Source organism: Lacrimispora sp. 210928-DFI.3.58, assembly GCF_020554865.1.
GTDB lineage: Bacteria > Bacillota > Clostridia > Lachnospirales > Lachnospiraceae > Enterocloster.
Genome location: NZ_JAJCIC010000023.1, coordinates 25,265 through 40,378 on the forward strand (window position 1 = coordinate 25,265; position 15,114 = coordinate 40,378).

A 15,114-nucleotide genomic window follows, 5' to 3' on the forward strand; every position below is an offset into this window, starting at 1 on the left:
CTGCCTATGCTGGAACCTCTTCTTTTTCTATGGCTGATGCCAGTCGCTCTTTTAATAATGACGTGTTATCTTGTTGTTTGGTTTTTGGCTTGTCCGTTTTTTTAGCTTTTGTATATTCATTTTCTTTTTTTGTACCCCGTTTCTCTAATATAGACAGTACAGCTCTGGTTTTTCCTTTAATACTCAGTTTTCCAAATTTTTCGTCTTTCTCTGCCTTTACAAATGCCTGCTTAATTACGTTTTCGGTATAATCATAGCAATTAAGAATTGCATTTAAGACATCTCTGAGACACTGATCCCGATCATACTGTTCCTTTTCTGCAATAATTTGTTCCAGCGCCTTCCTTCTCTCCAGCTCCTGTTCTTTTCTTGAAGTGTCATGTACAAATTTAGCTATTTCCTCTCTGGCTGCTTTAAAATTGATTTCATTTTCAGTGATGGACTCATTTAAAAGTTCCTTCATCTTTTTAAAATACTTGTTGCTAACCTGCTTTACAAAAGTTACATCAGCATGGTCAGCTTTGCCATTCATAATTTCATATTGCATCATCATGAAAATACTCGTCAGCATATCTATGCTGCCCAAGGATTCCTCAACCAATGTATCTATTATGCCAACGGTCAATTCCATTTTAGGAGTGACCCATTGGTATTTCCAGATTCTCTTAATGATATTTCTCAAATAATTTTTATCTGAACAATAACTGTCTGCTTTTATGCGCGTTCCAAATCTGCGGTGGATCCGAAGCAATTCTCCCCATTTATTCATGGTTTCCTCTGTCCCAACGATTCCTAATGCCACCCCCGTAGAAGCTGTGATAGTCAGCATTGTTTCAAAGGAAGCCTGCTTATTTGTTGCATAATCGATTAATTGAGCCTCGTCGATAATGATCATACCGACGTGATATCGATTAATATAGGCTTTGATAACTTCAACCATTCTTCCAAGATTAAGTGTCCTGATCCTTTTCAGGTGCATATCTCCCGTTCCAAGGATATCGTCAATTTGACTTGCTATACTTAGATATAAAGCACCCATATTGCTATTCGCTGAAGCAGTTACTAAAATAATTGGTATTTGAACATAGCTGTATCCCAGCCTTGGAAATTGATGGAATATTGCCCGTGGATATTTTGCCGTAATCAATTCGATGCCGCAGGACTTTCCTACACCGGATGGTCCAATAACACTTAATCCCTGTACACTTCCCGAAATTCCTGATTTTGTTGCCGATTTAATATCCTGTTTCATCTCAAAGTCATCCATAAACTCATTGATTGCCAATTTGCGTGAAGAATAAGATGACAATAACGCACTCGCAACAGAATTATCAAGATCGTCATGCCATTCCATTGGGAAACGCAGCTGTTTGATTTTAAGTAACTCTAAACGCTGCTCCCATAATGGCATTGTTTTGATCTTATCTGCGTCATATTCAATTAACTTGGTGTTCACAGCGCACATTGCCTGAAAACCATATGGTTTAGGAAGTGCACAAATATCAGGATTTCCGTCATAAATACCCCAATGTGTATATCGCGCTGGGATAATATCCGATAAGGACTTATTAACGTCGTCATAGAGATTCCCAACATCTCCAATTTCCATATAATCCAATTCTACTGACGTTAAGTATTTCATGTTTGCTTACCTCTCTTCCATTTATCGGGGAACAGATCACTGAAATCTTCCATACTATCTGCATCTGTAACGACTATTTCCTGCTCTGTTTTCTCAGTTCCAATCAGTCGAGTTTCTTTCCTGTTAATGGCATCTGTGGAAGATTCTGTGCCCAATTCATCATAATCTGCTTCCCCTATACAATTCTGTCCAGATACTATCTGTTCTGTCTCGTATTCAGCATTTATTGAAAGCATATCTTCTGATTTAACACGGCTGCGCTCCTGTCTTCTCGCATCTCTAATCCCTTTTTTCTTGTGTTTTCCTACTCCCTGTGCTGCTTTAGCATCTTCTACAACAGCCCTCATTTCATCGTGCAATTCAATCTGCTTGTTTAAATCGCTTTCACGATATTGATCTACCATCGCAGTTTTCTTCTTCTGCCACTCATCCAACTCTTTCCAACTCATTCCTTTGAATGAATCATTTTCACCCCTGAATTCGCTTAAAGGAATTGTCTCCAACATACCATTTCTCATGTAATATATTGAGTTAATGCTTCTTGGATCATACCGTATTCCTTGGATTTCTTCCTGTTTTTTGCCTGTGTTATACATTAACTCGTCGAGCCATTCAATGCGTTTATAATAATATAGATTTTTAAACCGGATTCCACGAAAACCAATCGTAAACCTTCTATCTCCACACAAAAGAGCGTAACGATACTTGTCTACGTTCATCTCCGTAATAGTACGAGGTTTCGTGTAATTCCTCATACCATAATTCCAAATCGAAGCAGGCGACGGCTGAATTCCATTTTCTACCATATCTTTTGTATAAGGGTAGTTTTCCATTAGCCTTGTATTATGATACTCAACATAAAGATATGCAATCTTTCTGATATCATATATGGTTAATACAGATTGGTCATAATGTTTGGAATCAACCCGTTTTAAAATTACTCCGTTACCGATTACACCAGTTCTTAATTTTTCTTGGAATTGATGAAAGCTCTGTTCTACAAGCGGTTTCATACTGCCCATGCCCGGAGGAACTAAACTGATTTCTATATTGAGTTCACGCATTGCGCGTTCAAATTCTTTGCTGACGTATTCTGACCCATGATCACACCTAACAGCTGCTGGCAAAAATCTGGAAGGAAATGTTTCAGCAGGAATATGTACTCCATAACTTTCTGTCTGTACATTATGATCATACAACAGTGTTTCCATTAATCCGGTAAAGCCTTCATATGAATTGTTTTCAAACGCTACATTCAGCGCAACAATACAGTGTGAGAATACATCTACAGCACAATACATGATAGCCCGGCCAACATTTTGGAACATATCAGAAGCTGATACTAAAGCCAGATCCATTTCAACTTCATCAATTTCAATCATTTTTCCAGGATAGCTGCCCTGTTTTGTGTTACCAGGAAGAAGACGATTATTATTTTTAAATTCTCTGGCACCCATCCTTAACATATCCAGCTTTTCTTTTCCAAGCTGTTTTAAGACATAATATTTAAAACGCTCATAAGATGGTCTTTCTGTTTTATCTACAAGCCTTTTTGTAACACCATCTGAATTATCAATGATTGAAAACTGTTCCGATAACATACGGATATAACAGCCCTTTATAGTCATTCCATACATAGCCTGTTTTTTGTATATTTGAAGGTATACGTCATATATGGTATATAATTCTGGTGTGTTTTGTACTTTACTTTTGCTTCCGTCTTTAAAATAAGCGCCGCAAACACATGAATTTTCAGATTTTTCTCTATTCTGCCAGCCTTTTCTTTGATCAATAAGTGACTCCATTTCCCTTCCTGATTGGAGATATCTTCTGATCAATCTGTAAGCAGTTGTTTTACTAATGCTCAATTCTTTCATCAAATTCTCAACCTGCTGCCGGCAACCACCATTTTGCAGTTCCTCAAAATAAGGGTATATGCTGATAATACATCGTTCAAGCGCCTGCTGCTTGATAGACATCTTTTCCTTGTCTAAATCCGAAAGAAGCTCCATGGGCTGTGCTCTTTCTTGATATTCATCCACTACCATTGCTTTTCCGTTTTCTAAGAGAAGAAACAAAAAATTTATAGGAAGCAAATAGATATCTAACTTTGAGGCTTCTATATTTATAATTGTGATGCTTTCCTGGCGTATATCAATGACTCGATACAAAACCTCATCAATGCGTACAATATGATTCATATTAATGTTGTACTGCAATTCTTCCGGATCTCTAACAGAGTTCGTCTTTTCAAGCATTGAAGGCATATCATCATTGTCATTTTGAGCCAGATCATAAACAATATCTGTACTTTTATTTTGCATTTCAGAACTTACTTCTGGCATTGTCTTTTCTTTATACATTTCGAAACACCTCCCAAATCTCTTTTTCTCTTTCTCTTGCAACGGCCGCGAAATGGACAATTTTATGTTCTAAATCCAGAGGATACAATTTATGTGCGACAAGATACTTCAGTACGTCTTCTGCATTTGTTGTATCAATATCATCGAGTTTCCAAAAACGCATCACAGTCTGTATATTCTCTGCATAGTTCTTATCTAATTCATTTCCGAAGACCAATTTAAAACCAACATCCAAACGTTTCCAGTATTCCATCTCCATAACCTGGCGTTCAAGCAGGCGCTGATAAGCCCTTGAAGACAGTTTATATTCTCCTGAAGTCTCCTTCAAAATATCTCTCGAATACTTAAGGCTGTATGCAACTTTATGCCGGTCAGTGAATGTTATTAGGAAATCTGTCGTTATTGTACGAGATGGTTTTTTAAAGCCGTTATCTTTGCAGATATCTCCGATTATATTCATATCGAGAGCTCTCTGCTCTTCTATTTCCTTTACGTCATCCCTAAAGTACATAATGTAAAAGAAATTGCGCTCCCCGCCGGATAAGGTGCTTACACTCCGTCCATCTGGAATCGGAATCATTGCAGCGGTTGCAGTACTCTTCGCTTCGTTTGTCTTAATCCATGGTTTATAATCCTTACCTTTATCGACACACCTGTTTTCATTATATTTGCTTTTATCACTTTTCTGCCTCATTCGTTTTCCTCGCTTTCTTGAACGCTAAAACAATGGTAAGGGAAAAAACTTTTTTAGGAAAATCCTGCACGTTAAAAATACAAAGCAAAGCATTTTTCATTTATTTTATCTTAACTTATATATTGATTTATTTATAAAAAATTCACTTTTTGACAAATTCGTTTTTTACATATATCTTTAATGTTTATTTTGAGGTAAAATTATGTAAAACATACAAAGGAGTAACAAAGTGGCTTTATATATGTACATCAAAGAAACAAAATATACTTTACCAATGAAAGAGCAACTAAGTTATGCAAAAGAGAAAAAGATAGCCCGTGAAAGACTGCTCGGTCCTGACCAATATGCCCGTGAAAATTGTACCAACATCCTACAACTAATAAATCATCCCTTGAAGGCCGGAGATCAACTTATTATTCGGAACCTCCTTATTATCGGTCATACTCACCGTAAGATAAGGAACACTTTAGATGCTTATCACCGTGCAAGAATCCAGTTAATTATTGCTGACATCAATTATCACGATCAAGTTCCAGAGAGTGGAGACTCACGTTCCAGCAATAGCGATTACGCAAAGATCACTGCCTTTCTTAAAGCGTTCGAGCTTGGCAATGAACGCAGAAAACTTATCCAAATGAAGGTCACGGAACCATCTGGGCAGCGTGGGCGCCCTGCAAAAAACTGGAATACAATCCCTCAAAATGTGCGTGAAATCATTATTTACCATATGGAACACCTCTACGATTATCCGGAAAGCAGAGCTATAATGGATATTAAAGAATCCGGATATTCCATTGGAGTAACAAGTTTTCGTGCTATTAAAAAAGAATATAAGGAAAGATTCTTGCCCAAATCGAAAACGATAAAATAATCCTTCCTGCTTACATTTATTTCATGAGCTGGCGGTTTTGAATACATCTGCCGCCAGCCCACATTACTGCGGTCAAAAATAATAACTGTATTGATAGGGTTGCTTTTGATCTTGCTGTGTCTGTGATCATTTTTGCTTTTTTAAAATCCAAACACTTCTTTTCTTAGTCCTATATTATACAAAGTAGAAAGGTATCTTTTAATCAACATACGGCTATCATTTCTCTTGAATTCAGTTTTAATAAATTCCCATGGTTTTGCTTCCATCCACTTTTGCAACTCTATGACTTTACTGTCCTTAGCATACTCGTGTGCCAATCTCCGAAGCAATTCCCAGGATGCCTGGTATCTCCTGTTTTCCGCATGCATCAGATAATCATAGAACATATCCCGCCAAACCATGATCCTTCCAAAATCATTGTCGATCCTTTCCGCATCCGCCATCATTTTGCGGCAGAATTCCTTCCCGGACATCGTTTCAAAATCATCACTTTCCAGTATCGCATTATATTGCGCTTTCCATTCAGTAAAGGTGTCTTTCATTTTATCCGAAAATTTGAGTTTGCGATCAGCATTCCAACAGTAAATCAAATCATCCTCTTCCACTTCAAGATACTCGCTGGAAGACAATGGAGCTAACGGTTCATCATTCAGAAGATTCCCATCTTCCATATACTGACGAATATCATCCCACCCTATTTTCTCTGCTTCTTCCGAATTGTAACTGCATTTTTTTAACAGCTGCATGATTCGTCCAGCATCATTCCTGATTGCAACAGTATAATTTTCATGAAACAAATAATTCAGCCATCCAATACTTTCGCTTAATGGAACACGCACGTCATCTGACCGTGTAAGGCATTCACCATCTGCATATTGTTCTGCAAGCATTAAAGCAGCGATATATGTCCATGCAAACTGACCGCCTCCAATCTTTTCACTTAAAAAATATATTTCTTTCGCATCAAACGAAATCGGCTGCCACCAGTCATCTTCCAGGTAATTATAATCTACTGTAAAACCGTCTTGTACATACTCTGACTCCGGTGGAACAAGGAGAAAAATCCCCCTTTTTCCTCCGTCAATGCTGACATGTTCGGTTTTTGCCATTCCTCCGGCTTTAAAAACATCTGCAACCCTTCTGGTAAATTCTTCTTTTCTGTTTTCCTCAATAATCAAACGACCAATGATTCCTGCATATGCACCCATATTTCTAATCGCGCCCTCCTAATGCATCAACAATTATACGACAAGTCGATTTCCACCTGATTCTCAGATGCTTTGAACGATATGTAATTAGCCATCATCATAGCAAGCCTTACATCCATATTTCCTGAATCCAGCACAAAACTATACGGCAGATCAATAACAACAGAAAAAATATCGTTTATATCGCTGTCTATGATCTTTAACGTTCCTTCTTCGCGCTCGGCAAATTTCTGCAATACTGGAAGTATCATATTTTTTATATAGTCCATATCCTTTTCCCTCTCTTCCTGCTCGATCTGATACAGGTACTCTGATAACTGAATTAGCTGTCTGTCTGTAATACAGTCTAAATGTTCCTGTGCCTTTAGCACCAATCCGGGATCTGTCCGATAATCATATAGCTTTTCCACTTTCCGCCTCCCCATCAGGTACATAAGGTATATAATGCGGCTGGACAAATGGAGCTTTTACATACTCATCAAACGCTGCTTGATCGGTTTGCTCCAGCTTTTCCAGCATTTCCGTGCACCCCATATTCATCAGTGCCAGCCGGACAAAACACGCAGCATACTCTCTCGCAGCTTCCATGGCCTGCTTTGTTCCCATCTCCATGGATTCGATCATTCCCGCATCTTTTTCCTGTTTTGTGACCCATATCCATATACTGTCTTCTGTCAGGCCGAATACCTTTGCTGTCTCTTCGGCGGAGCCTGTCCTGCGGTAATACTCCGTTGCAAGCGCGGATGCTTCATCCAGCCATCCTCCGTCCAGATAACTCTGAAACACTTCTTTTAACTGTCTCTGTAATTCCGTATGATAAACCAACTGAAATGCGGCCTCCGCGTATCTCTCATTTAACTTCTCCGTCATCGCTTTCTCCTCCTTGTTCGTTTTTATTCCATGTTGGAAAAATGGAAATCTGCCTTCCTGGTTCCATAAAATATTCTTTGCCTGAAATCACTACTTTGATTTTTTTCTGCCCCACATTCCGGATGTAGGTTTTTATCGCTGTCCAATCGTAAAATTCAATCCGGCCCGGATATGGGAAATACGCATAGCGGATATGCTTCCCACTCATCTGGTCAAACCAGTCCATGGGGACGGAATCCTGGAACATGCCCAGATGTACCGGTGCCCTGCGGAATTTCTTTCGCCGCTCCCCAACCCGGAACGCAGCGCCGACAAAAAAATATTCTGCTTCTGAATCAAATACGAACAATGCCCCATCTCCCTGGCCCGGCACTTCCAGCTTTCTCTCATAGGTATCTCTCAATATGTCAAATTCCGGGAGTAGTTTTCTCCCTCTCTCGTCAAACTCATGATAAAGGGCATCCCGTAGACTGCAGTGGTATTCTGAGTTTCTTGTCTTTATAAGAACCGTTCCGTCTTCCTGTATACTCACATTTTCAATCTGCGATGTATGAATCTTCATCCCATCAGGAAGCCGCTCATGGCCGCCAACAATTCCGTGCGCAGCCATATATTCTCCATGCTCGATGATATACCAGTATTTTAATGTTTTCATCTCCGTCCTCCTGCCAGAATGACTCCTGCTTTCTGTCTTTGGGATTGCGAGTTTTCCCACCGCCATAATTCCGCCCCATACTCCCATACCAGATCCAGAACCGCAAAGGCACATTCCTGTAAATGCACCGGGATTCCGGCTTTATCCGCAGCTTTCTTTGTTTTTCTGGCGGAATCATTGAAACAAATTCCATTCTCCATATCCGTTTCCATCTGATCCGCCCAATCATTTGTGAAATCCAAAATATCCTTTCCGTATGGATTTTCCATGCACTGTCCGGAAAATCCTTTGTAAACTGGCTCCATTCCTTTTTTGATTTTCATGATTTTTTCACTCCATTCGTATTCTGCGCTGCCGGGAACCCTGTATTACCCAAACAATCGTATGCTCTGGAACAGGAATTCGACCTTGTCGATCCGTTTATCCACATGATAGTGACCGCAGTACCATTTCTGATACTTAAGCCTGTCCTCGATCCCATCGAGCCAAATTTCCGTTGTGCTGTCCACTTTGGACTGATCCAAGCCATGAATGAACGTTTCTGTCGGCTGGTATTTGAGGGGGCAGGTATGGCTCAGGACAATGTCCGTTTCCCAGCCAATCTCATTCAATTTCCCTTCTACACGCTGTTTAATTTCCGTCGAGGGCTGCTCATCCGGAAACCACCGGTATCCATGCGCCAGCCGGTAATCCTTATCCACCGAATATGCGCCGCCGATCACCAGCGTCTTTTTTCCGGCAAAATCATATATCTCGCCGTCGCGTGCAACGAGCAGGTGCGGGAATTCCTTCTGCCTGTATACGATTCCTCCATGCCACTTCGCCTGTTCATAGCCTCCCACCGTTTCCGGCCGCATCTCATGGTTCCCGTGAATGCAGAATAGGTCAAACGGTAGTCTGGATACTTCGTTCTTTGTTTTTACATCCCGGATATCACCAAAATAATTCAGTCCCGCATCCCCCAGGACAATGCAGATATCCCGTTCTCTCCCTTTTTCTTTCCGGATTCCCATCGTTCTTGCAAAGATGCCAAGCCGGGAGAAATCGCCGTGGGTATCACCTGTAATATATACTGCCATACTATCTACTCCGTTTCGTTATCGTTATCATACTCAGCAAACTTTTTCATGACTTTGCCCATTATCACATTCCCTTCCCAGTCAAATACGGTTTTTTCCTCCCATTCTGCTTTTACCCTTTCGATCAATGCTGTTTCCTCGTCTGTCAGTGTCAGATCTTCCTTTAACCGCAACGCAGCCCGATAAGTATCGCGGATATCATCCATATCATTCCGGTCCAGATATTGCAGGATCTTCATAAAAGGAACATTATCCTTCAAAAGCCGGTCAAGGAAACAGAGGCGCATATATGCCTTCATTTCGCCTCGTACAATCCTGTTTCTCGATATTACAGTGGCAGCTTCATCGAGCTGTTCATATATCTGTTCAATGATCTCAAACTGTGCGGCCGGATCGCCATGATTCTCCTTAATCCGGTTTATGGCTCTTACCCTTTCCTTTTCAAGTTCATCGATGTCCTGTCCCCTATAAGAATCTTTAATCGCGCCCATTTTCGCATTCTTCTCGCTTTCCTCAGAACGCCATTCTTCACAGAATTTCGGAAATGGCGTAAACAGCGCATAGAGCATATCCTCTTCTTCTGCTAAAACGCCGAAATCAAGCTCAAAGAGCTCTTTTTTCAGTTCTTCTTCCTCTATGCTGGCATTGTGGTTTTCAACAAACCGGATCATTTTCTTTAAGTTCCTGATATCCTTCGCAGTGTATGCTGCCATCCATTCGTCCTCCTCTCGTTCCCTACTGTCTTAAAAATGGAATCCCGGCGGAAGATTAATGGTACGTCCCGGCATCAGTCCATAAATGCTTAATCCTGGCACTGCCCTTTCTCCCGTCTGGTCAAATTTGGAGAAGCGGGCATCCATAAGGCTGCATCCATAGACTGTCTTTTTCGTATGTACGAGGATGGTATCCTTCCTCCCAAGTCCAACATATAACACCCTTGCCTGCTTCCGTTTCCCGGAAAGCGTCATACCATGTAACATGAGTGTTCCGTGATCACCTGCCAGATACCACCTGTACATGCGCTCCGCTTTCTGTACCATCCGATCCTCTCCCTGTTTTTTCCTCTGGTTAAAATTCAAAATATTTCTTCCGCAGTTCCTTGTTTGCCATAACGGCAAAATACCGTTTCAACCTCAGCCGGCCCACGTTGTGGGTTACGTTTCGGCTGGTAATATCCCAGCTGTATCTCGCTTTTTCAATGATTTTCCCATCTTCCCTGTTTTCATCGGCAAGCTCCTTTAACAGTTCCACTGCCACTCTGTACTCTTTCTTACTGCCATTTTGAAGGAATTCGTAAAACATAGTCTGAAAGGGGAAGATACGCTTGTAAAACTGGTCGATATCCGCAATCAGGAATAAAAATTCCTTCATGAAATCCGGTTCGGCCTCGGTCTCATCCATATGCTCCATGATGTCTTTATGCCGTTGTGCCAGCTCCTTCAGCCACTGATCTGTTTTCTCTGAAATAATGACTTCATCGGAGCCGTCCCACCAATACAGACGGTCATCATCGGAGATATAATAATTCGGCTTTCCTTTTAATTCCTCCGGCGTATCGTAAAAGGTAAATGAGCCGTCCTGGCGGAGAAAATCACTGGTTCTGACCGGTGGAACCGGTGCTTCAATCATTTCCCGGCGCTCTGCCTCCAGTTCATCGGACGCGTACTTTTTCATGACCTCATCATGATAAACGCTGTCATGCAGTTCCTTCCATGTCTTCCAGAAACTCATCTGTTTCATTTCTGTTGTCAGGTATACAATCGCTCTGGCCGGAAGGAACAGACTGAATTTCGCAATATCCGCAAGTCCTTTATCCTTTACATGTTCCCGTTCTGCTTTACTTTTCCGAATCAGTTCCCATATTTTCTGGACATTTTCGCTGCCAGAATCCCTCTTTAAGAAAGCTTCCACAGCTTTCTTGCATCCGTATACATCCGCCGGATAGGTTCCGGGAACAACCTCATCCTCTGTCAGCATTTTTGTGCCTTCCATGATGTTCATCAGGTCGGCAAATTCCACGCCACATGCCACATACCGGAGTCCCTGCGGTATCATGTCCATCAGGATTCTGGAAGACGGATCGCTGTAATCCCCAACACGCGGCAGCGCATACGCCTCAAAGTTTCTCCATAACCGGAACCTCTTTTTCACGGAAAAGTCCGTTCCCAGCAGATGGTTCAGCCAGCCTGCATAGAACCGGCTATTGATAAAATCTCCATCCACTTCCGCAAATCCGGAATTTTCATCATATAATTCATACAGGACATGGACTGCCGTAACCACATCGCAAAACTCATCACCGCCAATTTTTTCTGACCAGAAATACGCTGTTTCCGCATCGAAGCCGGCTGTTTCCCACGCATCGTCCTCAAAATAATTGTAATGGAAACGGACCTTGCCTCCCGGATACAGCTCGACTGGCTTTAATAGTCCCATCTCATGGCCGTACATGCTGATCCGCTCAAACTGCATCATCCCGCCGTAATTCAGGATTTTTGCCACCTGCCTGCTAAATATTTCCTTTTTCTCTTCCGCAATCTTCATGCTGCCTCTGTAGCTTCCAAATGTTCCCATGGTGTCCCTCCTTAGAATCCAAGAATCTCTAATCTGTGTTTATGGTTCATGATCAGTGATTGGAATGCTGCTATTTCGGTATAATCGAATTCGTCCCTGCATTCTCTCATGATCCACCGGATCGCCTGCCTGCGCGTAAGCTCCGGGAAATATTCCATATCTTCCTCTACGATTTCTTTGAGTAACAACAACGCCTTCTGGTAATTTTCGTCTTCTTTATGCACCATACAGTCCAGAACAAACTGCTTGTCCGCCAGACGGCAGTTCCCGTATTCTTCCAGTTCGGCAAAAATCTCTGCCAGCAATTGCTCCATATCAAAGTTTTTATCGGGAATAATCTTCGGAAAGCGTTCTGCCCAATCCTTGAAGCGTTCCTTCATCTCATCGGAAAGTTTCAATTCCTGGCCGCCCCAATACTCAATAAATTCGTCCTCAGCCTCTCTCTGGATGATTTCGTAAAAGGGTATGGAATCCTTTTCTTCTCCCGGATCGGTTTTATGCTTTTCTTCGGTCATGATATCGGAATACCCTTTTATTTCCATGGAATCCCATGTTTCCCAGAATTTCTGCCCTGTCGCCATGGCAAATGCATTTACAATCATGGGCGGGAGCAGATACAGGGATGCCTCCGCAATCTCCCCGTATACAGTATCTTCCGCTGCAAGTGCCGCTCTGTCTTTCCGTTCCAAATCCAGCAGTCTCTTTAAATATCGCTTGAGGGTTTCGCTTTCTCCCTTCTCCACAAGCTGCGTAATTTTCTCCTGAATCTGATAGGCAACCGCATGTTTTGACGCTTCTGCAAAGTCTGCTTTCCCGCCTTCAAAAGGCTCATCAGGCGCTGAAAGGTTCCGTCCAAGATGGAGGAACGCCATAAATTGTTCCGATGAAAAGTCACAGTAATCCCATGAGTAAACATCCAAGATATCCTTGCCTGTTACATCTTTGTATTCTTCAGAATTATGGAGAAACAGGCGCATATCCCATATTCTGCTTCTACCGGGGAATCTCAATTTCAGTCCGGTTAAAGAATGGATAAAACTGGCATAGACACCCACTCCACCCGGTTTTCCTTCATCCATATAATAGCAGCTGCCCTCCGAGAATGCCTCCTGCATGACCATCACGGCATTCATGATGATTCCAAATTCCTGGTATCCTCTGTCCGGCGCATCCAGCTTACAGGTGTTCATGTCATAAGTGTTGATTTCCCGTTTATAATTCTCAAAAATGGAATAATCAAACCGGACAATTCCGTTTTCATCCGGTACGGGCTTGCTTACGACCGTAACCTTTTTCCCATCAAGCTCCATTTCCTCCATTTTCCGGATTCCGCCCATGTAAAGCAATTTTAAAATATTCTCATTGAATTCCGCTTTTTTCTTTTCCGGGATATTCACCTCCCCGGCCGTCTGGTAGAGTTCATTCCGCATTCTGTTTTCCTCCATTTCTGTCTGATATTTTGGGCATACAGGGCCGGAGTTGTTCCGGCCCGCCCCATTCTTCCTGCGCAGAGCTCATTCTTAATACACTTAAGATCAGCCGCGTGTGGCTTCCCAATAGTATTGATACATTTCCGGATACCGGTACATCATGTTGCAGACGTCATTCCCGTTTTGTGTACCCGTGTCTACCCACCACAGCGCATGGATCCGTTCTATGTATTCATCATCCATGATTCCATCCCAGATCTGATCCCATACGGTATCCATCAGTAAAATATAATGTTCATGTCTCCTGATAAAAAAGTTCTCCCGTTCCTGGCGGTCCAGCCTTCTGAAATCCTCGAAATGCTTTTTCGAGAACTCATGCAACTGTCCGCAGATAGAGAGCAGCCATTTTTCCAGCTGCGGTTCTACACGGTAGCCTGCGCTCCACTTGTCCAGATTCTCTTTATCCACTACATCATATTGTTCTGCCTGTTCTTTCTTCTCCCGTTCCCGCGCCTGAGCCATCTCTTCCAATTTGCCGTCGTAAAGCACAGACTGTACGCTTTCCTTCTGATCCTCTTTTGCCTGCTCGTCCAGCACCCGGCTGATCACTTCATCCACGTTGCAGTTTTCACCAAACACTTTCTTACAAACGGCTCGTATCTGCTCCAGTGGGATATAAGCATCTACATTATGATTCCCCAGCCCGAACAACTCCCCAAACACTCGCTGCATCATCATCCCAATGCTATCAACCTCCGCCTTTTCTGCATGCTGCTGATCCGTGCGGGTAAAATCATAGGTCTGCTTCTCCTTCACATGGAGTTTTATCCGGATGATAGCCCTTAAGAATTCCTCGGCGGAAATCTGCTTGCCGTCCGGGTCTGTCACAAGCATCCGGCATAAATCTGAGAAATCTCCGCCCATTTCCAGGTATTCTTTCAATATAGTTTCAAATCCCCTTGTCTCATAACCGTATGCCTTCAATCTTGTGCGGAAATACGCATACCAGCCATCCGGCTGTTTTTCCTGAAAGAAGCTCCCAAGCTGCCTCCCCTTGGCATCCAAGGTTAAGCACAGCATCTGTTGCACCAGTTCTTCTCCAGTAAGTCCTGCTGCAGCAAGACGTTCATACAATGCTTCCTTTCGGCATATCACCGGGAGCGTAACCGGTTCATCCAGAAACTGGTTCGCCCAATCCACCGCCTGGCGGCACTGGGCCAGATTAATGGTTCCCGATACCGCCGCAGTTCCTTCCGGCAGCCTGGATTCTAAAAGACAGGCAATCGCCAGTAATGGGATATGGCTGCGTTCTCCCTGCGTTTTCCCGCCAAAGACATTCCGCACGCATGACGGATACCGTCCTTCCTCCATGTCTGCCCGCTCCAGCAGGACATCAATCCCATTATCCTCTTCCAATCTCTCCTTATACACCTGGAGGTCATCATACATTTCGAAATCTTCCGTATTGCTGCCGGTCTCCATATCCCCAATGCTGTACCATGCATAGCACTCGTATCCGAAAACACCTCTCCTGCTTTTGCTCCGGGTTCCGCACCGATATTCATAACCATTCCTTGACCGCGTAATGACATCCAGAAATGGAAAAGCGTCAACCAGCTTTAGAGACTCCTGATATACCTCATGCCACTGCTCTTGTGAAATTCTTTGGGGGACAATGTCCAGATTCACGTGTATTCCCATATGTTATTCTCCTTCCGCATTGTTGTT

The 15,114-nt window shown here is 42.5% G+C and carries 15 protein-coding genes; 1 reads left to right on the forward strand and 14 read right to left on the reverse strand.

Translation table 11 applies throughout. The features are described 5' to 3' along the window. Positions 1-4: 4 nt before the first annotated feature. From LIZ87_RS14180 to LIZ87_RS14190, 3 genes are read right to left on the reverse strand one after another with little or no spacing between them, the layout of a single operon-like run. Positions 5-1,642, reverse strand: coding sequence for an ATP-binding protein (locus tag LIZ87_RS14180; protein WP_227147971.1), 1,638 nt, complete (start codon positions 1,640-1,642; stop codon positions 5-7). Further along, positions 1,639-4,005, reverse strand: coding sequence for an integrase catalytic domain-containing protein (locus LIZ87_RS14185; protein WP_227147973.1), 2,367 nt, complete (start codon positions 4,003-4,005; stop codon positions 1,639-1,641). The genes LIZ87_RS14180 and LIZ87_RS14185 overlap by 4 nt, the downstream gene beginning before the upstream one ends. Next, on the reverse strand, positions 3,998-4,699 hold the full coding sequence (locus tag LIZ87_RS14190; RefSeq protein WP_227147975.1) for a TnsA endonuclease N-terminal domain-containing protein: 702 nt from the start codon (positions 4,697-4,699) through the stop codon (positions 3,998-4,000). The genes LIZ87_RS14185 and LIZ87_RS14190 overlap by 8 nt, the downstream gene beginning before the upstream one ends. A 241-nt stretch (positions 4,700-4,940) precedes the next feature. On the opposite strand from LIZ87_RS14190, the gene LIZ87_RS14195 reads away from it, so the two are divergent. Continuing rightward, positions 4,941-5,570 carry a hypothetical protein gene (locus LIZ87_RS14195; RefSeq protein ID WP_227147977.1) on the forward strand — a complete coding sequence of 210 codons (630 nt, stop codon included), beginning with the start codon at positions 4,941-4,943 and terminating at the stop codon, positions 5,568-5,570. A 140-nt stretch (positions 5,571-5,710) separates the two neighbouring features. Here the strand turns inward: LIZ87_RS14195 and LIZ87_RS14200 are convergent, their stop codons facing one another. The 11 genes from LIZ87_RS14200 to LIZ87_RS14250 all read right to left on the reverse strand — a co-directional run bounded on the left by LIZ87_RS14200 (position 5,711) and on the right by LIZ87_RS14250 (position 15,087). Next, positions 5,711-6,778: a hypothetical protein gene (locus tag LIZ87_RS14200; protein ID WP_227147979.1), complete on the reverse strand. Its 1,068-nt coding sequence runs from the start codon at positions 6,776-6,778 to the stop codon at positions 5,711-5,713. 26 nt (positions 6,779-6,804) lie between these two features. Next, positions 6,805-7,188, reverse strand: coding sequence for a hypothetical protein (locus tag LIZ87_RS14205; RefSeq protein WP_227147981.1), 384 nt, complete (start codon positions 7,186-7,188; stop codon positions 6,805-6,807). Continuing rightward, on the reverse strand, positions 7,172-7,648 hold the full coding sequence (locus LIZ87_RS14210; protein WP_227147983.1) for a hypothetical protein: 477 nt from the start codon (positions 7,646-7,648) through the stop codon (positions 7,172-7,174). Before LIZ87_RS14210 ends, LIZ87_RS14205 begins: the two co-directional genes overlap by 17 nt. Beyond that, positions 7,629-8,303: a hypothetical protein gene (locus LIZ87_RS14215; RefSeq protein ID WP_227147986.1), complete on the reverse strand. Its 675-nt coding sequence runs from the start codon at positions 8,301-8,303 to the stop codon at positions 7,629-7,631. Before LIZ87_RS14215 ends, LIZ87_RS14210 begins: the two co-directional genes overlap by 20 nt. Continuing rightward, on the reverse strand, positions 8,300-8,626 hold the full coding sequence (locus LIZ87_RS14220; RefSeq protein ID WP_227147988.1) for a hypothetical protein: 327 nt from the start codon (positions 8,624-8,626) through the stop codon (positions 8,300-8,302). The genes LIZ87_RS14215 and LIZ87_RS14220 overlap by 4 nt, the downstream gene beginning before the upstream one ends. A gap of 45 nt (positions 8,627-8,671) precedes the next feature. Beyond that, on the reverse strand, positions 8,672-9,382 hold the full coding sequence (locus LIZ87_RS14225) for a metallophosphoesterase (RefSeq protein WP_227147990.1): 711 nt from the start codon (positions 9,380-9,382) through the stop codon (positions 8,672-8,674). Between the two features lie 5 nt (positions 9,383-9,387). Continuing rightward, positions 9,388-10,095 carry a hypothetical protein gene (locus LIZ87_RS14230; protein ID WP_227147992.1) on the reverse strand — a complete coding sequence of 236 codons (708 nt, stop codon included), beginning with the start codon at positions 10,093-10,095 and terminating at the stop codon, positions 9,388-9,390. A 30-nt stretch (positions 10,096-10,125) separates the two neighbouring features. Then, positions 10,126-10,422: a hypothetical protein gene (locus LIZ87_RS14235; protein WP_227147994.1), complete on the reverse strand. Its 297-nt coding sequence runs from the start codon at positions 10,420-10,422 to the stop codon at positions 10,126-10,128. A gap of 28 nt (positions 10,423-10,450) precedes the next feature. Next, on the reverse strand, positions 10,451-11,956 hold the full coding sequence (locus tag LIZ87_RS14240; RefSeq protein ID WP_227147996.1) for a hypothetical protein: 1,506 nt from the start codon (positions 11,954-11,956) through the stop codon (positions 10,451-10,453). A gap of 11 nt (positions 11,957-11,967) precedes the next feature. Further along, positions 11,968-13,386, reverse strand: a complete 1,419-nt coding sequence (locus LIZ87_RS14245) for a hypothetical protein (RefSeq protein WP_227147998.1) — start codon at positions 13,384-13,386, stop codon at positions 11,968-11,970. Positions 13,387-13,491: 105 nt separating this feature from the next. Continuing rightward, on the reverse strand, positions 13,492-15,087 hold the full coding sequence (locus tag LIZ87_RS14250) for a hypothetical protein (RefSeq protein ID WP_227148000.1): 1,596 nt from the start codon (positions 15,085-15,087) through the stop codon (positions 13,492-13,494). Positions 15,088-15,114 lie beyond the last annotated feature (27 nt).